The organism is Paenibacillus woosongensis (genome assembly GCF_009725165.1).
Classification (GTDB): Bacteria; Bacillota; Bacilli; order Paenibacillales; family Paenibacillaceae; genus Fontibacillus; species Fontibacillus woosongensis.
In genome coordinates, this window is record NZ_WNZW01000016.1 from 25,822 (window position 1) to 47,093 (window position 21,272).

Consider the following 21,272-nt stretch of genomic DNA (forward strand, 5'->3'; position numbering starts at 1 on the left):
ATACTATTATATCAATACTATAATCGCTATTATCTTAAACAATCGGAGGTTATCACATGGTACAAAATTTATGGGATTCTTCTAAAGCATCCGCACTGCAGGGAGGACTCGACCAACTCGTTTACCGCTCCAATCTCATAGGCTCAGACCGCCGGGTGTGCAACTGGGGCGGCGGAAATACTTCAAGCAAGACCGTAATCAAGGATTTTAGAGGCCGTGACGTTGAAGTGATGTACGTCAAGGGGAGCGGTTCGGATCTTGCGACGATGAAGCAGGGAAATTTCACCGGCCTGCGTATGGAAGACATCCAGCCGTTATTCGAGCGCGAAGAAATGTCTGATGAAGACATGGTCGCCTACTTGGCAAATTGCATGATCGATTCCAAACATCCGCGCGCTTCCATCGAAACACTGCTGCATGCTTTTCTGCCGTTCAATCATGTAGATCATACGCATCCGGACGCGATTATCAGCCTGTGCTGCGCAGATAACGGCAAAGAGATTGCGAAGGAAATTTTCGGAAACCGCTTCGTTTGGGTCCCGTACATCCGGCCGGGATTCACGCTGTCGAAAATGATTGCCCAGGGCGTTCTTGATAACCCTAAGGCCGAGCTTGTATTAATGGAGAAGCATGGGCTGGTAACCTGGGGCGATAGCTCTGAAGCCTGCTATGCCAAGACGATCGAAATCATCAATGAAGCCGAGCGCTACATCGAGTCCCGCGTTAATGAGGCCACTTTGTTCGGGGGCTTGGTTCATCAGCCGCTGCCAAGCGAAGAGCGCAAGAGCATCGTCGCAAAGCTAATGCCTTCGATTCGCGGAGCGGTCAGCGACGGCAAGAAAATGATCCTGACCTTCGACGATGAAGATGATGTGCTTGCCTTTGTCGGCAGCAGGGATTCGGCCCAGCTGTCCCAGGTGGGGGCGGCCTGCCCGGATCATCTCGTGCACACGAAGGTTGTACCGCTCTTTATCGACTGGACGCCGGATGCAAGCGATGTCGAAGGGCTGCGCAGGAAGCTGATTGAAGGTATCGCTGATTACAAGCAGCAGTACAAGGCCTATTTCGAGCGGAACAAGAATGAGGGCGATGTCATGTTCGAAGCAGCTCCGCGGGTTATTCTCATACCGGGACTTGGAATGATCAACACCGGCAAGAGCTGGGCCAATTCCCGAGTCAGCGCGGCCTTATACCATCGCGCGATCGCAGTTATGCGCGGTGCGACGACGCTCGGCAAGTTCGTCTCGCTCAGCGAGAACGAGTCATATAACGTAGAATATTGGCCGCTTGAGCTGTATAAGCTGTCCCTGGCCCCGGCCGAGGCGGAATTCTCCCGTAAGGTAGCATTCATTACGGGCGGAGCAGGCGGCATCGGCAGCGCGACGGCATGGCGCCTCGTTAGCGAAGGAGCGCATGTGGTGCTGGCGGATCTGAACTTGGAAGGCGCGCAGCAGGTGGCCGTGGAAATAAACGGGAAGTTCGGCGATAACGTCGCTTTGGCCGTAAAAATGGACGTCACCAATGAGGACATGGTGCGCGCCGCATACGAGCAGGCAGCCCTGCATTATGGAGGCGTTGACATCATCGTCAACAACGCGGGACTGGCGACTTCGAGTCCTTTTGACGAGACCTCGCTGCAGGAATGGAATCTGAACATGAACGTGCTGGGAACCGGTTATTTTCTCGTGGCGAGAGAAGCCTTCAAGCTGATGAAGGAACAGGCTCTTGGCGGCAGCATGGTGTTTGTAGGCTCCAAAAATTCGATCTATGCCGGTAAAAACGCCTCAGCCTACAGCTCGGTGAAGGCGCTGGAAGCTCACCTGGCCCGCTGCATCGCCGCAGAGGGTGGTAAATACGGCATCCGCGTGAACACGATTCTTCCAGATGCCATCCTGCAGGGTTCGGCCATTTGGAACTCGAATTGGCGCAATGAGCGGGCCGCGGCTTACGGGATAGAGCCGGATCAGCTGGAGGAGCATTACCGCAAGCGCACAACACTGTTAGTCAATATTTACCCGCAGGACGTAGCCGAAGGGATTGCCTTTTTCGCCTCCTCCAAGGCGGATAAGACTACGGGCTGCATGCTGACGATCGATGGGGGAGTACCGGCAGCATTTACGCGTTGAGGGTACATGGTGCAACATCTTAATATTAGGGAAACATCGCCTATTTTTTCATAAGTGATTCGCAGAATTGAATTCTCATGGGATGAAGAGGAGGACTTGTCGATGTCGGATAAAACGTATATGTTATTTGAAGAGCAGCAGAAGCTGCGGGGGATCGATTTGGAGCAGGTAAAGACCAGGCTGAAGAAGCTGAAAATCGAAACGCCATCTTGGGGTTACGGGGATTCTGGAACGCGTTTTAAAGTGTTCCAGAAGGTTGGCGTACCGCGAAATCCGTTCGAGAAATTTGAAGATGCCGCCATCGTGCACCGCCTCACGGGGCTATGTCCTTCTGTGGCGATCCATATTCCGTGGGATCACGTCGATGATTACGGGAAACTAAGAAGCCATGCCGAGGGGCTTGGACTCTCGATCGGGGCTGTTAACCCGAATCTGTTTCAGGACGACGATTATATGCTGGGCAGCGTCACGAACAGTGATCCGGCTATTCGCCGCAAAGCGGCAAATCATTTGCTGGAATGCGTGGATATTGCCAAGGAGACAGGCTCGAAAGATCTGAGCCTGTGGTTTGCGGACGGAACAAATTACCCGGGCCAAGGCGATCTCCGCAAGCGCAAGCATTGGATGCTTGAAGCATTGGCGGAAATGTACAGCGCGCTGACGCCCGATATGCGCATGCTGATCGAATATAAAGCGTTTGAGCCGGCTTTTTACCATACAGATATCGCCGATTGGGGCATGGCCTACAACTATGCCCTCAAGCTGGGGCCGCAGGCCGAGGTTCTGGTTGACACCGGGCATCATTTGCCTGGAGCCAACATCGAGCATATCGTGGCTTATCTGATTGACGAAAAGCGGCTGGGCGGATTCCATTTTAACAGCTATAAATATGCGGACGACGATTTGATCGTCGGTTCGATGAATCCCTATGAATTGTTCCTGATTTTCTACCAGATCGTGCTTGCCGCCAATGATGCGGATGAGGAAGTACGGGGAACGGTAGAGAAAATCGCATTTATGATCGATCAGTCCCACAACATAGAACAGAAAATACCAGCCATGATCCGCTCCGTGCTGAATGTGCAGACACAGTATGCCAAGGCGCTGCTCATCAATCACGAAGAGGTCGCGGAAGCGGCTGAGCGGGGTGATGTGCTCGGTGCCGAGGACGCGGTGCGCCGTGCATTCGAATTTGATGTCACACCTCTGCTGCATGCGTTGCGCGAGGAAGCCGGGCTTCCGGTCGACCCGATGAAGGCATATCATGCTTCCGGCTACGGAGCGGAGATCATGGCCAGAGGCAAGGGCGGAGCAAGCTGGTAGTTGGCAAGCCCGTTCTGCCGTTCTAATGAAGAAAGATATGGAGTGAAGTAGGAATGCTGGTAGCTGAACGCTATGAATACATCGTACAGATGATCAATGAGAAGGGAAGCATGCGGGTCTCGGAGCTTAGCGAGCTTTGCGGCGTAACCGAGGAGACGATTCGCCGCGATCTCGACCGTTTGGAGCAGGCCGGGCGGCTTCGGCGCTCACATGGTGGAGCCGTGAGCGTCAAGCCAAAGGGAGATGTGCCGGAAATCCCCTACGCGGAACGCGAAATTACGCACGCCGAGCAGAAAATGCGGATCGCGGATGAGGCGGTCAAACGGATTCAACCGAATGAGCGCATCCTGCTGGATGCGAGTACGACCGCTTGGTATATGGCATCCAAGCTTCCGGATATCCCGCTTACCGTGCTGACCAACTCGATTCGCGTCGCTACCGAGCTTAGCGGCAAAGAGAAAATCGAAGTGATCTCCACGGGCGGGCTGCTGGCGAGCCGTTCCATGTCGTTCGTCGGACCGCTCGCCGAGCGCTCGCTTGAATCTTATTATGTAGATAAAATGTTTCTCTCCTGCAAAGGGGTTCATCTTGATCGCGGGGTCAGTGAATCCAACGAGCTGCAGGCCCGCATCAAGCAAAAGATGGTGGCCATCGCCGATCAGGTGATTCTGCTGGCTGATGCCAGCAAATTCGGGCAGCAGAGCTTTACCCATGTCATGAACCTCGAGCAGGTGAGCGCGGTTGTTACGGACGAGGGGATTGCGGAGGAGACGCTGGCCGCTTTATCCGACAGGTCGATATCCGTAACGGTCGTGTAAAGGGCGGAAGCTGAAGTTTCAAACGGCTCCAGGAAGAGAGGTTTGCCATGAAAGTATCCTTATTTATCACTTGCCTTAGCGACGTCATATATCCGCAAGTCGGCGAAGCGATCGTGCGCATCCTTGCCCGGTACGGCGTTCAGGTGGACTTCCCTGAAACCCAGACATGCTGCGGGCAGCCCCCTTATAACAGCGGATACTGGGAGGAGACGCGAACCGCTGCCCGAACGCTGCTGCAGGCTTTTGATGACAGCGATTTTGTCGTATCGCCTTCGGGCTCATGCACGTATATGATACATCATTACAGCGAGCTGTTTAAAGACGAGCCTGAATGGCTGGACAAAGCGAAGCGCCTGCAAGAGAAAACCTACGAGTTCACGCAGTTCCTCGTGCAGGTGCTGGGCATTACCGATGTCGGCGCGAGGTTCCCGCATAAGGTCACCTATCATCCTTCCTGCCACGGCAGCAGACTGCTCGGGGTGAAGGAGGAGCCGGTACAGCTTCTCAGCAATGTGAAGGATTTACAATTCGTGCCGCTGCCTTATGCCGAGGACTGCTGCGGGTTCGGAGGCACGTTCGCGATTAAAATGCCCGATATCTCCGGCGCCATGGTCACCGAGAAGGCGGAGCATGTGAAGGAGAGCGAAGCTGAGGTGCTCGTCGGGCTGGACATGGCCTGTCTCATGAACATCGCGGGCCATTTGCGCTACCGCAATGAACCGGTGCGGGTGATGCACCTCGCTGAGCTGCTCTATGAAGGGATGCGGGTAAAATGAGTACGACGAATCCGATGGCGGTCGACGTTAAGAAGAGAGCCGAGCTGGCGTTGAACGATGATTTTCTGCGCAAAGCGGTTCGTTTTACGACGGAGCGGCTCAAAAACGGCAAGCTAAGCGCCGCCGAAGAGCTCAGTAACTGGGAAGCGTGGCGCGAAAGAGGCCGTGAGATCCGGCTGCATACGATCGCACACCTGGACTATTATTTGAACCTGTTCGTGGACAACGCCCGCAGGAACGGGGTGCATATTCATTTTGCGGATAACTCCGCAGAGGCTGTGCAGATCTCTTTGGAAATCGCCAGGCAAAAGCAGGCGAAAAGCGCAGTGAAATCAAAGTCCATGGTTACCGAGGAGCTGCATTTAAACGAGGCGCTGGCTGGAGAAGGCATTGAAGCGATCGAGACGGATTTGGGCGAATATATTATCCAGCTGGCTGGAGAAGGGCCTTCCCATATCGTTATTCCAGCGATTCATAAAAACCGGTACCAAATTGCCGAGCTCCTCTCGAGGGAGGCCGGTGAGCCGCTGGCTGCCGATACGACCGTGCTCGCCGGCTTCGTGCGCAAAAAGCTGCGCGAGAAGTTCCTGGAAGCCGATCTAGGCATTACCGGCTGCAACTTTGCCATCGCGGAGACGGGCTCTATGGTGCTCTTCGAAAATGAAGGCAACGCGCGCATGGTGTCCACCGTTCCCAAGACGCAAATTACGTTTATGGGCATGGAGCGGATCATTCCGTCCTTTGCGGACTTGGAAGTGATGGCGACGCTGCTGCCGCGTTCGGCGACGGGACAGAAGCTGACGATGTACATGTCATGCATTTCCGGCCCGCGGCGGACGCAGGATGCGGACGGACCGGATGAAATGCATATTATTATCGTTGATAACGGGCGTTCCTTGCAGCTAGGCGATCCGGAGTTCCAGGAGCTGCTGAACTGCATCCGCTGCGGCGCCTGTCTGAACGCCTGTCCCGTCTATCGCCACATCGGCGGCCATGCTTACGGCGGCACGTACAGCGGCCCGATCGGCGCCGTGCTGACCCCAGCCTTGAACGGTAACGTCAGCGAGTGGAATGATATCGCCAGCGCATCCAGTCTGTGCGGGGCCTGTTACGAGGCTTGTCCGGTGAAAATACCGCTGCATGACATGCTCGTCTCCTTGCGGCGGCGCAAGGTGGAGCAGGGGCAGGGCAATAAACTGGAGACGGCCGGGATGAAAGGTTTCGCCGCGGTCGCCGCCAATTCCAAACGGTTTGCCGCTGCGGTCAGAGCGGCACAAATCGGGCAGAAGGCAATCGTCCGTGATGGCGGCATTCCGCTAAAGCTTGGGCCGTTAAAGGGCTGGAACAGCTATCGTATCGCTCCATCCGTCGCCAAGCGCACCTTCCGGCAGCGCTGGGCTGAATTGGAGCATGAGCTGCAGGAAATGGGCGGATGGCGTGATCCCCACCCAGCGGATCATGGGCAGAAAGAGGTTGAAAGTGACGGCTTGAGAACAGCCGCGGATGGCGCAGCCGCCCGTTCGGTGGATGCGGCGATCCGTGAGCGGATGGAGCGTATCATCCGGCAGCGGCAGCAGGGAGGGGAATAGAATTGAGCAATTCGCAGAAGCAGGATGAATGGCTTGTCAGGATGGAAGCCCAGTCAAAGGCAAAGCAGGAGCAGTTCATGGACCGCATTGCCCAGCGGCTCAACCGGCCGCGAATGATTGAGAGGCCAGCGCAGCCTTTCCGCGGGGCACCGGATTTTTGGCGTACGTTCGAATGGAACGAGCAGGAACGCATCGAGCGGTTCACGCAAAATTTTCTGAGCGTCGGCGGCCATGTCAAGCGATTGGGTACGATGGAGGAGGCCAGCAGCTTTATTACGGCGAAAGCCCGAGAGCTCGACGCGAAATATATCGTCAGGCAGCAGGAATCCGCACTGGAGCAGCTCGGCCTTGAAACGAAGCTCGCGCAAGCACAAGTATCCGCTTGGAATTCCGATGGTTCTGGGCCTGACTTCTGGAAAGCGCGTGCCGCCGAAGCCGACATCGGGGTTGTCATGGCCGATTACGCTGTCGCTTACACGGGCTCTGTGGCCGTCCTGTCCTCTCCGTATAAAGGGCGTTCCGTAAGCCTGCTGCCAACGGTGCTTATGATCCTCATTCCCGCCGAACGGTTAAAGACGAGACTAGGAGAGGTCCTGCCTGAGTTCGATGAGCTAGGACAGGGTCGGCTGCCCGCCGGTATCCATTTCATCTCCGGGCCGAGCCGTTCCTCGGATATCGAGAATGATCTGACGATTGGCGTGCATGGCCCAGGAATCGTATATGCCTTGATTGTTGGGTGAGCACTGCGCAGAGAAATATGGCATATCGCAGCGAAGCCGAGGAGAATTAGCTAGAATACGAGATTTGAAAATTTTAATAAGAGAATACTAGAATACAACTGTTATAGGACCGCTAATTCAGCGGTTTTTCTTTTTTTATTTTTCTCCCGGTTTGGTAAGATGTGTATAATAGAAGCAGCTCCTAAAAATATCCATTCACTAAATTGGTTCATATCTTTCGAGGAAAGAACAGGAGGTGGACTATTGGAGTTTCCCGTCTACATACATATCGCCGGATTGCGGATTCATCCCCATTTCTTGTTTGAATCGCTCGCCTATTTCATCGGCTTCCGAATCTACGTTTGGCGGCGCAAAAAAAGCGATATCTCAACGATCAACATGTTCTGGCTGATCGTCGGCGCGGCGCTCGGCGCTTCCCTGGGCTCCAAGCTGCTCTTTTGGCTGGAGAATCCGGCATGGCTGCTGTCCATTTCGGAACACTGGAGAGAGCTGTTCGGAGGCAAGACGATCGTCGGCGGATTGCTGGGTGGATTGATTGGTGTCGAGCTGACCAAGAAATTTGTAGGCATTACCCGCTCAACCGGGGACGAATTTGCATTTCCCCTGATCATTGCGATAACGATCGGGCGGATCGGTTGTTTCTTGACCGGGCTGGATGATCATACGCATGGCACGCCAACGACCTGGATTACGGGTTTCGACTACGGGGACGGGGTATTGAGGCATCCGACACAATTGTATGAAATCGGATTTCTGCTTCTCCTGGCCTTTACGCTGTTTGCGGCGAAGAAGACAAGCGTTTCGCGCAGGCAAGAGCTGCCCAATGGCCTGATCTACATATGGTTTATGTTCGGGTATTTAACGTTCCGCTTCGCCATTGACTTTATTAAGCCGACACCGCATCCTTATTTCGGACTGAACAATATCCAGCTTGCCTGTGTGCTCGGCATGATGTATTTTGCGTATCGCATGTTCGCGGTTAGCCGTAATGCGAATATTCTGAAAGGGAGCCATGCCTCATGACGACGAAAAATCGACCGTATTTATTTTACGAGCTGACAAACAGCATTTGCTCGAAATGCCTGAAGAAAGTAGAAGCCAAGGTCATTATTGAAAACGATTGCGTCTACCTGTCAAAATACTGCTTCGAGCACGGACGGGAAAAAGTGCTAATCTCAACCGACGTCGGATATTATAAACGCTGCCGCGAGTTCATCAAGCCTTCGGAGATGCCGCAGCACTGGAATACGCCCATTCGTTATGGCTGTCCATACGATTGCGGATTATGCCCCGATCACGAGCAGCACAGCTGTTTGTCGATTGTGGAAATTATCGATCAATGCAATTTAAGATGCCCGATCTGCTATGCCGATTCCTCCCCGGACAAGAAGCTGTGGCGTTCGCTGGAGGAAGTTGAGCGGATGCTGGACGCCGTTGTGCGCAATGAAGGCGAGCCGGACATCGTACAGATCAGCGGGGGAGAGCCGACGATCCATCCGCAATTTTTCGAAATTCTCGATATGGCCAAGAGCAAGCCAATCAAGCATTTGATGGTGAATACGAACGGGATCCGCATCGCCCAGGATCGGGAATTCGTAAAGCGATTGGCGGACTATTTACCGGGCTTTGAGCTGTACTTGCAGTTCGACAGCTTTGAACAAGAGGTGCTGCAGGAGCTGCGCGGCGCCGATCTGCGGCAAATCCGCGAGAAAGCGATCGCGCATTTGAATGAATTCAATATTTCCACGACCCTTGTAGTTACGCTGAAAAAAGGGCTAAACGACCACGAAATTGGCGATATTATCCAATACGGCCTTAAGCAGCGGGCAGTGCGGGGCGTTACGTTCCAGCCGATCCAGGCGGCAGGCCGGACGGAGGATTTCGATCCCGCCAAGGATCGCCTGACGCTAAGCGAGGTCAGGCAGTCGATTATCGATCAGTCCGGTGTGTTCGAGGCCGAAGACATGCTTCCGGTGCCCTGCCATCCGGACAGCCTGGCAATGGGTTATGCCTTGAAACTGAATGACGGGGTCATACCTCTCACTCGTATGGTTGATCCGCAGATTTTGCTGGAGGGCGGCCGCAATACGATCGTGTTCGAGCAGGATCAAAGTTTGAGGGAGCATATATTCGAGCTGTTCTCCACCAACCATTCGCCGGAATCATCAGCCATGTCATTGAAAAGCTTGCTCTGCTGCCTGCCGTTTGTGCAGGTTCCCGAGTCGGTAAGCTATGACAATGTGTTCCGGGTCATTATCATGCAGTTCCTCGATCCGTATCATTTTGACGTTCGCTCTGTCAAGAAATCCTGCGTGCACATCGTTCATCCGGACGGAAGAATTATTCCTTTTGATACGTATAACATTTTTTACCGGGGTGACCTTGAAGAGCGTCTAAAGGAAATTAAAGCTGAAATGGAGGGAAGAATAGAATGAGCGATGGCCCTAACGAGCGCGAGAAGCCTGAGTTAGTCCAGCCTCAAGAAAAGGTGACGGCGGGGGAGCAAGACCCGATGCAGGAACAGATGCAGGGTCCGTTTCATGAGACGCTGCAGGAGCTGCCCAGGGAACCGCTGCATGAACCGCCGAAACGTAACCATACTACCGAGGTATTCAAAGGGATCGGGATTCTGGCGCTGCTTCATCTTTTGCTCATTTTTATCCCCCTATCCTATTTCTTTATTGGCATAGCCCAGATCGTCTATTTAATCCCTGCTGCGGTGGTGGCTTTTGCGAAGAAACGGGTTGGCATCGGACAGGGACTGTTGATTGGCGGAGCTGTTACGTTTCTGTTGAATGCGGCTTGTTTTGGCGTCGTTATGGCCAATTTTTAATTTCCCGCAGATGCGCTATAATAGCGATAGAAATGAAGGGAGATTAATATGTTTGTTGTATTTGGAATCATTGCACTGCTTGTTTATGGCCTGTTAGTATTATATATCGGCCGGAGCTGCTGGGGTTGGCTGAAGGAAGGTACCCCCACCTGGTTCAAATATATCTACATAGGTGTTGTTGTGCTGCTGGCCGTTTCTTTTCTGCTAGGAAGGGTCGGAGAGGGGCTCGTACTGTTCCAGATTCTCGGCGCATACTGGATGGCCGTATTTTGCGTACTGCTGCTCGTACTGCCTGTCGTTCATGTCAGCTTGTGGCTGCTCCGGCTGACGAAACTGCCGCGTTCCGCAGCGAAGAAGGGGGCTGGAGCCCTTGTGCTGATTATACTGCTGGCTACCCTCGGATACGGCAGTTTTAACGCCTATAGTCCCGTTGTCCGGGAGTACCGCGTGGACATTCCGAAGGCTAGTCCGGCTGCCCAGGAATTGAATATCGTCATGGCGGCAGATATGCATTTCGGGGCATTATCCGGAAAGCAGCATGCGATCCGGCTAGTGGAACGGATCAACGCTCTGAAGCCAGACATCGTCTTATTCCCGGGAGATATCGTGGATGACGATCTCCGTCCATACGAGCAGAAGGGGATCGATAAAATTCTAAGCGGCATCTCCGCCCGTTACGGCGTCTATGCCACCTTGGGCAATCATGACCGCTACAGCGGGCAAATGGAGCATTTAATCGATGTCCTCGAGCAGGGGAATATGAAGATTCTTTACGATGAGGCCGTTATCATCGATGACAGCTTTACGCTAATCGGGCGTAAGGACCGGATCGACAGGGAACGTGCTCCGCTTAGCGAGCTTACCCAAGGATTGGATGCTTCCAAACCGCTGATCTTGCTCGATCACCAGCCTTATGACCTCGATATCGCCCAGCAGGAGGGGATCGACCTGATGCTGTCGGGTCATACACATCGCGGACAGATCGCGCCGGCGCATCTTATTACAAGCATGTTATTCGAGAACGATTGGGGTTATTTGCAGAAGGGAAGCCTGCAATCTATCGTCACGTCCGGCTTCGGCTTTTGGGGCCCGCCAATCCGTATTGGCAGCCGGTCGGAAATCGTACAAATTCATGTTTCATTCACGGAATGAACTAAAAAAGAGACCGGTGACGGTCTCTTTTAATTATCTTATTGCTGAATCTCATAGATTTCATAAAGCTCATCGAGCATCAAGTTGGCTGCTTTAATGCCGCCCGCTGTGTTCCAGATCGCATCGCTTACTTTATAAGCGCGCCCGTTTTTTACCGCGCCGAGATTTTTCCACAATGGGTCGTTTGTCCATTCCTGTTCGGTCGCATTTGCTTTATCGTCTCCGGTTTCATAAGTGAAGTAGAAGAGGCGATCCGCATCTGCTTCTGGCAGACGCTCCTTGGTAATTTCATCGACAAAGGAGTCCTTCGCGTTCTTCGTCATGTCCGTCCGTGCGAGACCGATCTGGTCAAAGATAATGCCGGAGAATGTATTAGTGTGGTAGACGCGAGTTTTACCTGCCATGAAACGAACGACGGATACGGTCTCGTTCAATTTGTCGCCGGCTTTCGCCTTGAAGTCCTCGATGCGTGCATCGAATGCAGCCATCAGTTCATCACCTTCCGCAGATTTGCCAAGCGCTTCAGCATATAGCTTGAAGTTGATTTGCCATTCGCCGCGCAGATCCTCGGCCATGACGGTTGGAGCGATCGCTTTCAACTGCTCGTAGACTTTCTCCTGGCGCATTTTGTTTCCGATAATCAGATCCGGCTGCAGACCGGCGATCAGCTCCAGGTTCGGCTGGCTTTCCTCGCCGACTACAGTTACGCCTTCCATCTCATCTTTAATGTGTTCATACCAAGGATCTCCTGTCCAGGATCGAACAGCGCCTATAGGCTTAACACCCAGCGCGAGCAGGGCTTCGGTTCCTTCATTGGTCAAGACAACGATCTTTTGCGGCGTGCCTTTGATTTCGGTTTCTCCCATGGCATGCTTCACTACGCGAAGCTGATCATCATTGCTGGAAGCAGCATTATCAGCTTGCGAGTTATTAGCCGGAGCAGGCTGGTTGTTTCCACCCGCCGAATCCTTGCTGCCGCATGCGGTAAGCACCAGGAACAGTGCCAAAAATAGCGCGGCTATTTTGAAGGTATGGCTCAAATTATGATTTGTTTTGTGTACGAACATGAGTACAGCTTCCCCCTAATATGATGTAGTGTCTCTGTCTGAGAATCATTATCAATCACTGACACTATCAAACTATAATCGACAGGAGAATTGCTGTCAATAAAAATCTGAGAATGATTCTCATATTCATTGACATTACCGGCTGCTTCATCTAAAATTCATAAAGAGTTCATGTGAGATTTTTCGCAGAGATTAAGTTGGAAGCGTGGAAAATGATGAGAGTCGTATATATGATCGCATCACTCGTCGCTCTGGGAGCGATAATGATAGCAAGCATCGCGTTTGGGGTAACCGATATTCCGCTAAGCACAGTATGGGAATCGCTTACTCACTTTAATGGAGGCAATGAACATTTGGTGATTCTCACTACGAGGATACCGAGAGCGCTGATCGCGGCTTCGGTAGGAGCCTGCCTGGCGGTGGCCGGAGCGGTCATGCAGGTGATGACGCGAAATCCGATCGCTTCCCCAAGCACGCTTGGCGTTAACTCGGGAGCTGCATTTTTCATAATGCTCGCTTCGGCTTGGCTAGGGGTGTCCGGGATGCACGCTTTTACGTGGGTAGCGCTGATTGGAGCCGCCCTTAGCGGGGGAATCGTCTTTCTGCTGGGGAGCATTGGCAGGGACGGCATGTCGCCGGTCAAGATCACGCTTGCCGGGGCATCGATGTCGGCATTTTTTGCTTCGCTGACTCAGGGGTTGATGCTGACGGACGGCAAAATGTTTGATCAGATTCTCGTATGGCTTGTCGGGTCGGTCGCCGGGCGGGAAATGTCCCAATTGCAGGCGGTATGGCCTTATATGCTAGCGGGCATGATCATTTCGTTATTGCTGTCCAGGCATTTGAATGTGCTGGCCATGGGCGATGATGTCGCTCAGGGGCTCGGCCAAAGCACGGCGTACATCAAGTTGTTTGGCGCGCTGGCGGTAATACTGCTGGCCGGCGGTTCAGTCGCCGTAGCCGGACCAATTGCGTTCGTTGGCATTATCATTCCACATATCGTCCGTTATCTGGTCGGCACGGATTTTCGCTGGATATTGCCTTATTGCGCAGTTCTCGGCGCTATTTTGCTGGTCGCCGCCGATTTGGGATCGCGCTACATCGCCATGCCGAAGGAAGTCCCTGTCGGGGTAATGACTGCGGTCATCGGTGTACCGTTCTTTGTTTACATTGCTAGGAAAGGCAGACGCACGTCATGAGTAAATACAAGCCGCTACGTTCAGAGGGCGCCAAATTTTCCGTGTTGATCGAGAAAAAGGCTGTCTGGATTTCCTTCATACTATTCATTATCTGTCTCGCTGTCATGATCGTGAGCACTGGATCGGGAAGCCAGTTCATCTCGCCGATTGATGTTATCAAAGTGCTGGTGGGCAAAGGGGAGCCTACCTATGAAATTATTATCATGAAGCTCCGTTTGCCGCGAATTGTCATTGCTGTGCTAGTGGGAGCATCACTGGCTGTTGCCGGTGCGGTTCTGCAGAGCATAATCCGCAATCCGCTGGCTTCTCCGGATGTCGTCGGGATTACGGAAGGGGCCTCGCTTGGCGCCGTTTTGTTTATTTTTATATTTGGCGGCACGGTGTCAATTCATTGGATGCCGCTGACTTCTATGGCAGGAGCCTTTCTGGTTACAGGTCTGCTGTACGTCCTATCCTGGAAAAAAGGCGTTGATCCGCTGCGGCTGGTGCTGATCGGCATCGGACTGTCCGCCGCGATCAAATCGATCTCCTATATGTTAATTATTTCCGGACCTCTGCAATTGGCTCAGCGCTCACTAACCTTTATGACCGGCAGCATATACGGGACGTCTTGGGATAAAGATGTTCTGACGCTCCTGCCATGGGTGGCGATTCTATTGCCGCTTACCTGGCTGCAATCCAGGAATGTCAACATTCAAGCACTTGGGGATGAGGTGGCGAGCAGCGCCGGGGCGCATGTGCAGAGGCATCGAATAGTGCTACTGGCATTAAGCGTAGCGCTCGCCGGGGCTGCAATCGCGATTGCTGGAGCTATCGGATTCATCGGATTAATGGCTCCGCATATGGCGCGCAAGCTTGTCGGTTCCTCATTCGGGAATGTGCTGCCCGTCAGCGCCCTGCTTGGAGCGATCATTCTGCTGTTGGCTGATTTGGCAGCACGTACCGCGTTCCTGCCGAATGACATTCCTGCGGGAGTGTTGACGGCTGCCATTGGGGCTCCGTTTTTTATGTATTTGCTATACCGCAACCGAAACCGTTATTAATTCTGGAGGAATGCTACTATGGGTACGCTGGAAGCGAAAGAGCTCGGATTGTCATATGGAAGCGCCTATATATTCGAGAATTTGAATCTCTCCATACCGGAGGGGAAAATCACCGTGTTTATCGGCAGCAACGGATGCGGCAAATCGACGCTGCTCCGCTCCATGGCCAGACTCCTGAAGCCACAGCGGGGCTCGGTTATCCTGGCTGGCAGCGATATCTCCAGCATGTCAACGAAAGAGGTTGCGAAGAAGCTGGCGATCCTCCCGCAGGGCCCGACGGCTCCCGAGGGGCTGACCGTGCTGCAGCTCGTCAAACAGGGAAGATATCCCTATCAGAGCTGGCTGAAGCAGTGGTCGAAAGAAGACGAGCAAGTTGTTCAGCAAGCGCTCGAAGCGACAGGCATGAGTGAGCTGGCTGAGCGCCCTGTAGACGCATTGTCGGGCGGTCAGCGGCAGCGGGCATGGATCGCCATGACTTTGGCTCAAGAGACGCCGATCATTCTGCTTGATGAACCGACGACATACCTCGATCTGACGCATCAAATCGAAGTTCTGGATTTACTTTATGAGATGAATGATCGCGATAAACGGACGATTGTCATGGTACTTCATGATATTAATCTTGCTTGCAGATATGCAGACCATGTTGTAGCGATTCGCGACGGACGAATTGAAGCGCAGGGAGCGCCTAATGAAATCGTAGACGAGCAGCTCATCGAAAACGTCTTCCGGCTCAAATGCGAAATCATTCCGGATCCGTTATATGGCACACCGCTGTGCATCCCGCATGATAATTGCCGGCTGCGGGCAGCCCGCGCACTGGCGCAGCAGCAAAGAAAGGTTGACAGTTCGCCTCGGGATTCAGTTTCTGAAGAGGGAAACCATGAGGAGGAAGAAACGGTTGCGCCAAAGAAGGAATTAGTTGCTGCCTCTTCCGTCTCGGTATAGGGTTAAAGTTTTTATGGTAAATAGGTATTTGCACGGTAACAACCTCGCTAATTGGCGAGGTTGTTAGTTTTGTCAGGTTATTTTCTTACATATTATTGTTTAACACTATTAAATATCCCAAGCAGGGAATTGTTTACTTATAACGAATTTTATGTTAAATGGGAGTGATTCAGTTGACCATAAATGCAGTTCTTTTTGATTTGGATGGAACGCTGCTTGACCGTGAAGCATCCCTGTTAAAGTTTGTGAGGGACCAATACCATCGATACCCCGAGTTACAAATCGTTGAAAAAGAAATTTTCGTTCAACGGTTTATTGAGCTTGATCATCATGGTTACGTATGGAAGGACAAAGTATATCAACAGATGATGGATGAGTTTTCTATTAGAAACATGGACTGGACTTTGCTTCTAGAGGATTACATAAGAAATTTCCAAAATCATTGTATCGGCTTTCCTAATTTATTTAGTATGCTTACTCAGTTAAAAAACCATAACATCAAATTGGCATTGGTCTCCAACGGTTTTGGGCAATTCCAATACGATAATTTCAAGGCGTTACACATTGAACATTTATTCGATGAGGTTTTAATATCGGAATGGGAGGGGCTGCGGAAACCTGATAAAGCAATTTTCAATCGTGCTTTGACAAAACTGGGTGTAAACGCCGAAAATGCTCTCTTTGTTGGAGATCATCCTGATAACGATATACGAGCTAGTCGTGACGCTGGAATGAGAGCGGTGTGGAAACGTAATCGTCAGTTTGAAACGATTGTTGATGCTGATGCCGTAATTGATGATTTAGCTGAATTATTTGCTATTGTATCATCTTTTGGAATGATGTCAGAAGCATAGCTTTTAGAGTCCATTTTTCGCAGATATCCTTGTCACCTCCAGAAAAGCGGAACACCACCTCGGTCATTAACATCCACACATATTTGTCCTTTGCCTTCTACGATACCTCTGAACTGGCATGCAAAGCGAACAGAGGTTTACTTGCTATAAAAAATAAAGTATATTGTAAAAAGTATCTCGTTAACGCCGATAATGTTTGTCCGCGTTAGCAGGTATAAGAACAATAAAAAGGCGTGAGACACACAAATGCACATGAAGACGGGCGTTGAGCAATCCGTGTATGCCATACTCCTGCTCAGCCTGCTGCCTGAAAAGGCAGTGCTGCCAGGGGAAGCGATCAGCCAGCAGTTGGGCGCCTCGGCTACTTATTTTCAGAAATTATTGAGAAAATTAGTGAGCGCTGATCTCATCACATCCGTTCCTGGCGTCAAAGGCGGCTTCAAGCTGAAAAAGAAGCTGGAGAATATCCGGATTTATGACGTGTATCTCGCAATAGAGGGACAGCAGACACTGTATTCCTCATGCGGAACCTTGAACGATATGCTCGAGCTGCCAGCAGAGGAGCAATGCTGTCTGTTGACCGATTTGATGGAGGAAGCGGAGACAGCCTGGAAGTCCGTGCTGAAGCGCCAAACCGTCGCCGATCTGGCTGCAGAAATGCAGGAGGAGCGGTTTAGAGGCAAATTGGAGTGTTTACAAGCGTGGATCAAGGAAAAAATGGTTGTATAACGTAAGCTGGCAAAGCTTATTACATGCGAAGGAAGGGAATTATATGAGCCAACATCATAAAAAACTAAGCGAAGTTTCATATTCCGTACTGGATCTTGTGCCAATCACAAAAGGAGGTTCGCCAGCCCAATCTTTCAAGAACAGTCTTGATTTGGCCCAGCATGTCGAGCAATGGGGATATCGGCGATACTGGCTCGCCGAACATCACAATATGCCGGGGATTGGCAGTTCGGCGACTTCGGTTGTAATCGGTTATATCGCTGGCGGAACAAGCACGATACGAGTTGGTTCCGGAGGTATCATGCTGCCCAACCACTCGCCGCTAGTCATCGCTGAACAATTCGGCACACTGGAAGCGATGTATCCCGGGCGGATCGATCTCGGCTTAGGCCGTGCTCCGGGAAGCGACCAAAGTACGATGCTGGCGCTTCGCCGCGATCCTCGCGCGAACGGTCATGATTTTCCGGATCAGCTGCAGCAGCTGCGAAGCTACCTGGATGAGAATTCACGGCATAACCGTGTAAGGGCGATACCCGGTGAAGGCCAAGACATTCCCATCTGGCTGCTCGGTTCCAGCGGCTTCAGTTCAGCACTAGCGGCAAAGCTGGGATTGCCGTTTTCATTCGCTAGCCATTTCGCCCCTGAACATACAGTTGCGGCGTTAACGCAATATAAATCCCAGTTCCAGCCCTCTGATGTACTGGATAAACCCTATGCAATGGCCGGGATTAATGTGTTCGCGGCCGACACGACGGAAGAGGCGGAGTACCTCGCGACTTCGTTCCAGCAGCAATTCCTAAGCCTGATCCGCAACCACCCCGGCCAAATTCCGCCGCCAGTCGAGAGCATGGAGAACATTTGGACGGAGTATGAGAAAGCCTTGGTCATGAAGCAGCTGAATGCTTCGATTATCGGCAATCCGGACGAAGTCAGGGAGAAACTACAGGCGTTTATAGATAACACTGGGGCGGATGAACTGATTATTAATACAACGATGTATGATCATAAAGCGCGTGTTCGTTCTTACGAGCTTGTTGCTGAGATTACCGGTATGAAGATCTGAGTTAACGTAATATATATTATGTAAACTATAATAAATGGATTCCTTTTTCTGGATTGTTGTAGTATTATAGATATACGAACAAAGGTTCTTCTTTGTTCCAGCACCTTAGTCAGGCATTTCTACGTAATATTAATCCATGATAAGGTGGTATCTAAATGGCGCTTCAATGTAATCAGATTTTTGTGAATTTGCCGGTAAAAGATTTGCCCAAGACGAAGGATTTCTTTGAACAGGTTGGATTCGAATTTAATCCCCAGTTCACGGACGAGAAAGCAGCCTGCCTGGTCATAAGCGAGCATATTTATGCCATGCTGCTGAGCGAGGCCTATTTCAAGACCTTTACGAAGAAAGACATCCCGGATACAAAGGCTAATGCAGAGGTGATTGTCGCTTTGTCCGCAAGCAGCCGGGAGCAGGTGGATGAGATCGTGGAACGGGCTCTTGCTGCAGGCGGCCAGCCTTTTAATGATCCAGTAGATCACGGGTTTATGTACACTTGGAGCTTCCAGGATCCTGATGGCCATTTATGGGAGGTCTTATATATGGACCCGGCCACGATTGAACAGGGTTGAATCAACTTATTTAATGATATGAATTAATATAATTAATCATATTAATCAAGAGTGCGAGCAAAACAAGAAATGGCTTTTGATTGGTAGATTGAATAGGATATAAATTTAACTAGAAGAAGTCTCCTTAGGTAATAACCTGAGAAGGCTTCTTTTTTATGTTGATTGAGACAGAGATTAATCATAAAGCTTTACATCGAAGAGATGATTCGTCACTTATGTTGCAAATGCAACAATATTATATTAAATTATAGGCATGCCGTTTTGTTGCATTTGCAATATAATAACCTACTAAGGAGTTTAATAATGAAAGAGATTCTTCGTGAAATTGGGATGATCGCAAGGGCGCTGGATTCCATCAGTAATATAGAATTTAAAGAATTTGATCTTACAAAAGGGCAGTATTTGTACCTTGTGCGAATATGCGAATATCCAGGAATCATTCAAGAAAAATTAGCTGAAATGATCAAGGTAGACCGATCAACAGCAGCTCGTGCTATCAAAAAACTTGAAATTAGTGGCTTTATAGAAAAGAAAGAAGATCAACATAACAAAAAAATAAAAAAACTCTTTGCAACAGAGAAAGGGAAATATATCTATCCTTTTATTAAAAAAGAACATGATTATTCCAATTCCGTTGCTTTAGAGGGGTTTTCAGAAAAAGAAGCGGAAGCTATATTCAATTTTCTTCAGAGAATAAGAAAAAATATAGAAAAAGATTGGGAATTTGTGAAAAAGGGGAATAGGAGAAACTATTGATTTATTAAAGGAGCGCATATTTTATGAATATAGAAATAAAAAAATGCAACTATGAAGATTTACGCAACCTTCAAGCTATTGGTATTGAAACATTTAATGATACATTCAGGCATCAGAATTTATCCGAAAATATGAAAGCCTACTTAGATAGGGCTTTTAATTTGAAACAGTTAGAAAAAGAACTATCAAATATTTCTTCCCAATTTTATTTTATATATTGCAATGAGGATATTGGCGGTTATTTAAAAATAAACATAGATGATGCCCAATCTGAAGATATGGGCAAGGATTCGCTAGAAATCGAGAGGATCTATGTAAAAAAGAATTATCAAAAACAGGGGCTTGGCAAATATCTTCTAAATCAGGCTTTGGAAATTGCATTGGAGTGTAATAAAAAGAAAATCTGGCTAGGCGTATGGGAGAAGAATGAGAAGGCCATTGCTTTTTATAAGAAAATGGGTTTCATTCAGGCGGGAGCGCACTCTTTTTATATGGGTGATGAAGAGCAGATGGACTTTATTATGATCAAGCACATATGATTCCCTTCAGGGAACGTATGTGCTATAATAAGTACGCCAAACACGTATTTTGCGCACTTTTAGTTTAGAGCGATTTGTTTTCTTAGAGACAGTTTGTTATCAAGTTGATTTTTCGCAAAAACAACCTATAAATGGTAAATAACATCAACGTAAGAGGGATTGCTTTGACTACGAAATATTACATAGAAGAATTTTATGCCGAGCCGCTTCAAGCCTTTACGATTTGGATGAAACAATCAGGATATACGGAGACGACGAGAAAAGAATATTTAAGAGAAGTGTATGACTATTTATTCTCCTTAGATGAACTGCCTGTGCAACAGGCGGGAAAGTTAAATGTTGTTAGCTTTCTCGTCTCCAAACAGGAATCTGCCGGGGATAGGACAAGGAATCGGACTTTGTCGGCGATCCGTTCATTTTATGCCTCATTGATCGATTTTGAACTGGCGACCAGAAATCCGGCGCTAGAGGTCAAGAAGTCAAAGACGGAGAAAAATAAAATTCCAGTCTATCTGGAGGAGCAGGAACTCAAGAAGGTGCTCACTTATGTCGATGGTCGTTACCGGGACAGGAATCTGGCAATTTTCCTGCTGATGGGTTACTGTGGTTTGCGGGTGGGAGAGGTTCATCGCATGAATCTCTCTCATTTCAAGAGAGATAAGGGGACGCTTGAAGTACTAGGCAAAGGACGGAAGTGGAACGAGATCCCGCTGCCTGAGTTAGTCGTTGAATACCTGGCGAAAGTGGAGGAGGAGCGCATCCAGCCTTATAGCTCAAAAGAAGAAGCCTTCTTCATCTCTCAGAAGGGAAGAAGATTATCGATTCGTCAAATTCAGAAGATTGCGGCGCATGTCTTCGATGCCTTCAAACAGGATCACCCGCAGTTGACCGATATGAAATTATCCTGCCATAAGCTGCGGCACTCCTTTGCTACCATGCTGCTGAGAAACAACGTCGATATTCGCGTGGTAAAGGAACTGCTCGGTCATGCCTCCATTGAAACAACAATGATCTATACGCATATCAACGATGAGCAGAAGCGCAGCGCGATGACGACAATTGAGGTGCCGAAGATTTGAAGCTTCAGCATGAAATGGAGCGATGTTCAACTCAAGCTATAAGGACAACAAAATCCCACGCTGCGT

At 50.3% G+C, this 21,272-nt stretch carries 21 protein-coding genes; 20 read left to right on the top strand and 1 reads right to left on the bottom strand.

Annotated elements, in window-relative coordinates:
* The first annotated feature begins 56 nt into the window (after positions 1–56).
* The 10 genes from GNP95_RS22995 (at position 57) to GNP95_RS23040 (ending at position 11,357) form a co-directional block, all read left to right on the top strand.
* On the top strand, positions 57–2,126 hold the full coding sequence (locus GNP95_RS22995) for a bifunctional aldolase/short-chain dehydrogenase (RefSeq protein ID WP_155613172.1): 2,070 nt from the start codon (positions 57–59) through the stop codon (positions 2,124–2,126).
* A 102-nt stretch (positions 2,127–2,228) separates the two neighbouring features.
* The gene (gene rhaI / locus GNP95_RS23000) at positions 2,229–3,449 is read left to right on the top strand and encodes an L-rhamnose isomerase (RefSeq protein ID WP_155613173.1); all 1,221 of its coding nucleotides are present in this window, start codon (positions 2,229–2,231) and stop codon (positions 3,447–3,449) included.
* A gap of 53 nt (positions 3,450–3,502) precedes the next feature.
* On the top strand, positions 3,503–4,267 hold the full coding sequence (locus GNP95_RS23005; protein ID WP_155613174.1) for a DeoR/GlpR family DNA-binding transcription regulator: 765 nt from the start codon (positions 3,503–3,505) through the stop codon (positions 4,265–4,267).
* Between the two features lie 47 nt (positions 4,268–4,314).
* Complete coding sequence (locus GNP95_RS23010; protein ID WP_155613175.1) at positions 4,315–5,043, top strand: (Fe-S)-binding protein; 729 nt, start codon at positions 4,315–4,317, stop codon at positions 5,041–5,043.
* Positions 5,040–6,632 carry a LutB/LldF family L-lactate oxidation iron-sulfur protein gene (locus tag GNP95_RS23015; RefSeq protein WP_155613176.1) on the top strand — a complete coding sequence of 531 codons (1,593 nt, stop codon included), beginning with the start codon at positions 5,040–5,042 and terminating at the stop codon, positions 6,630–6,632. The genes GNP95_RS23010 and GNP95_RS23015 overlap by 4 nt, the downstream gene beginning before the upstream one ends.
* Positions 6,633–6,673: 41 nt before the next feature.
* Positions 6,674–7,372 (top strand): LutC/YkgG family protein, encoded by a 699-nt coding sequence (locus GNP95_RS23020; protein WP_155613233.1) that lies wholly within the window; start codon positions 6,674–6,676, stop codon positions 7,370–7,372.
* 243 nt (positions 7,373–7,615) lie between these two features.
* Positions 7,616–8,395: a prolipoprotein diacylglyceryl transferase gene (locus GNP95_RS23025; protein ID WP_155613177.1), complete on the top strand. Its 780-nt coding sequence runs from the start codon at positions 7,616–7,618 to the stop codon at positions 8,393–8,395.
* Complete coding sequence (locus GNP95_RS23030; protein ID WP_155613178.1) at positions 8,392–9,807, top strand: radical SAM protein; 1,416 nt, start codon at positions 8,392–8,394, stop codon at positions 9,805–9,807. The genes GNP95_RS23025 and GNP95_RS23030 overlap by 4 nt, the downstream gene beginning before the upstream one ends.
* Complete coding sequence (locus GNP95_RS23035) at positions 9,804–10,205, top strand: hypothetical protein (protein ID WP_155613179.1); 402 nt, start codon at positions 9,804–9,806, stop codon at positions 10,203–10,205. Before GNP95_RS23030 ends, GNP95_RS23035 begins: the two co-directional genes overlap by 4 nt.
* Positions 10,206–10,253: 48 nt before the next feature.
* Complete coding sequence (locus GNP95_RS23040; protein ID WP_155613180.1) at positions 10,254–11,357, top strand: metallophosphoesterase; 1,104 nt, start codon at positions 10,254–10,256, stop codon at positions 11,355–11,357.
* Between the two features lie 38 nt (positions 11,358–11,395).
* Here GNP95_RS23040 and GNP95_RS23045 read toward each other — a convergent pair whose 3' ends face one another.
* Positions 11,396–12,424 (bottom strand): ABC transporter substrate-binding protein, encoded by a 1,029-nt coding sequence (locus tag GNP95_RS23045; RefSeq protein WP_155613181.1) that lies wholly within the window; start codon positions 12,422–12,424, stop codon positions 11,396–11,398.
* 215 nt (positions 12,425–12,639) lie between these two features.
* Here GNP95_RS23045 and GNP95_RS23050 point away from each other — a divergent pair, with 215 nt between their 5' ends.
* The 10 genes from GNP95_RS23050 (at position 12,640) to GNP95_RS23095 (ending at position 21,206) form a co-directional block, all read left to right on the top strand.
* Positions 12,640–13,623: a FecCD family ABC transporter permease gene (locus GNP95_RS23050; protein WP_155613182.1), complete on the top strand. Its 984-nt coding sequence runs from the start codon at positions 12,640–12,642 to the stop codon at positions 13,621–13,623.
* Entirely contained in the window at positions 13,620–14,666 is a 1,047-nt protein-coding gene (locus GNP95_RS23055; RefSeq protein ID WP_155613183.1) for a FecCD family ABC transporter permease, read from the top strand. The genes GNP95_RS23050 and GNP95_RS23055 overlap by 4 nt, the downstream gene beginning before the upstream one ends.
* An 18-nt stretch (positions 14,667–14,684) precedes the next feature.
* Positions 14,685–15,614: an ABC transporter ATP-binding protein gene (locus GNP95_RS23060; RefSeq protein WP_155613184.1), complete on the top strand. Its 930-nt coding sequence runs from the start codon at positions 14,685–14,687 to the stop codon at positions 15,612–15,614.
* 158 nt (positions 15,615–15,772) lie between these two features.
* Entirely contained in the window at positions 15,773–16,468 is a 696-nt protein-coding gene (locus tag GNP95_RS23065) for an HAD family hydrolase (RefSeq protein ID WP_155613185.1), read from the top strand.
* Positions 16,469–16,714: 246 nt separating this feature from the next.
* Positions 16,715–17,197 carry an RrF2 family transcriptional regulator gene (locus tag GNP95_RS23070; protein WP_155613186.1) on the top strand — a complete coding sequence of 161 codons (483 nt, stop codon included), beginning with the start codon at positions 16,715–16,717 and terminating at the stop codon, positions 17,195–17,197.
* A 43-nt stretch (positions 17,198–17,240) separates the two neighbouring features.
* Positions 17,241–18,260 (top strand): LLM class flavin-dependent oxidoreductase, encoded by a 1,020-nt coding sequence (locus GNP95_RS23075; RefSeq protein ID WP_155613187.1) that lies wholly within the window; start codon positions 17,241–17,243, stop codon positions 18,258–18,260.
* 155 nt (positions 18,261–18,415) lie between these two features.
* Positions 18,416–18,832, top strand: coding sequence for a VOC family protein (locus GNP95_RS23080; RefSeq protein WP_155613188.1), 417 nt, complete (start codon positions 18,416–18,418; stop codon positions 18,830–18,832).
* A gap of 303 nt (positions 18,833–19,135) precedes the next feature.
* Positions 19,136–19,588, top strand: coding sequence for a MarR family winged helix-turn-helix transcriptional regulator (locus GNP95_RS23085; RefSeq protein WP_155613189.1), 453 nt, complete (start codon positions 19,136–19,138; stop codon positions 19,586–19,588).
* Between the two features lie 23 nt (positions 19,589–19,611).
* On the top strand, positions 19,612–20,127 hold the full coding sequence (locus GNP95_RS23090) for a GNAT family N-acetyltransferase (protein ID WP_155613190.1): 516 nt from the start codon (positions 19,612–19,614) through the stop codon (positions 20,125–20,127).
* Between the two features lie 164 nt (positions 20,128–20,291).
* Positions 20,292–21,206 (top strand): tyrosine-type recombinase/integrase, encoded by a 915-nt coding sequence (locus GNP95_RS23095; RefSeq protein WP_155613191.1) that lies wholly within the window; start codon positions 20,292–20,294, stop codon positions 21,204–21,206.
* Positions 21,207–21,272 lie beyond the last annotated feature (66 nt).

Bases quoted from the DNA above. Each gene is read 5' to 3' on its own strand.
- GNP95_RS23005 (WP_155613174.1), top strand. From the start codon at position 3,503: ATGCTGGTAGCTGAACGCTATGAATACATCGTACAGATGATCAATGAG.
- GNP95_RS23045 (WP_155613181.1), bottom strand. From the start codon at position 12,424: ATGTTCGTACACAAAACAAATCATAATTTGAGCCATACCTTCAAAATA.
- GNP95_RS22995 (WP_155613172.1), top strand. From the start codon at position 57: ATGGTACAAAATTTATGGGATTCTTCTAAAGCATCCGCACTGCAGGGA.
- GNP95_RS23020 (WP_155613233.1), top strand. From the start codon at position 6,674: ATGGAAGCCCAGTCAAAGGCAAAGCAGGAGCAGTTCATGGACCGCATT.
- GNP95_RS23015 (WP_155613176.1), top strand. From the start codon at position 5,040: ATGAGTACGACGAATCCGATGGCGGTCGACGTTAAGAAGAGAGCCGAG.
- GNP95_RS23040 (WP_155613180.1), top strand. From the start codon at position 10,254: ATGTTTGTTGTATTTGGAATCATTGCACTGCTTGTTTATGGCCTGTTA.
- GNP95_RS23065 (WP_155613185.1), top strand. From the start codon at position 15,773: ATGGGAGTGATTCAGTTGACCATAAATGCAGTTCTTTTTGATTTGGAT.
- GNP95_RS23060 (WP_155613184.1), top strand. From the start codon at position 14,685: ATGGGTACGCTGGAAGCGAAAGAGCTCGGATTGTCATATGGAAGCGCC.
- GNP95_RS23075 (WP_155613187.1), top strand. From the start codon at position 17,241: ATGAGCCAACATCATAAAAAACTAAGCGAAGTTTCATATTCCGTACTG.
- GNP95_RS23090 (WP_155613190.1), top strand. From the start codon at position 19,612: ATGAATATAGAAATAAAAAAATGCAACTATGAAGATTTACGCAACCTT.
- GNP95_RS23030 (WP_155613178.1), top strand. From the start codon at position 8,392: ATGACGACGAAAAATCGACCGTATTTATTTTACGAGCTGACAAACAGC.
- GNP95_RS23055 (WP_155613183.1), top strand. From the start codon at position 13,620: ATGAGTAAATACAAGCCGCTACGTTCAGAGGGCGCCAAATTTTCCGTG.
- GNP95_RS23085 (WP_155613189.1), top strand. From the start codon at position 19,136: ATGAAAGAGATTCTTCGTGAAATTGGGATGATCGCAAGGGCGCTGGAT.
- GNP95_RS23080 (WP_155613188.1), top strand. From the start codon at position 18,416: ATGGCGCTTCAATGTAATCAGATTTTTGTGAATTTGCCGGTAAAAGAT.
- GNP95_RS23070 (WP_155613186.1), top strand. From the start codon at position 16,715: ATGCACATGAAGACGGGCGTTGAGCAATCCGTGTATGCCATACTCCTG.
- GNP95_RS23035 (WP_155613179.1), top strand. From the start codon at position 9,804: ATGAGCGATGGCCCTAACGAGCGCGAGAAGCCTGAGTTAGTCCAGCCT.
- GNP95_RS23010 (WP_155613175.1), top strand. From the start codon at position 4,315: ATGAAAGTATCCTTATTTATCACTTGCCTTAGCGACGTCATATATCCG.
- rhaI (WP_155613173.1), top strand. From the start codon at position 2,229: ATGTCGGATAAAACGTATATGTTATTTGAAGAGCAGCAGAAGCTGCGG.
- GNP95_RS23050 (WP_155613182.1), top strand. From the start codon at position 12,640: ATGAGAGTCGTATATATGATCGCATCACTCGTCGCTCTGGGAGCGATA.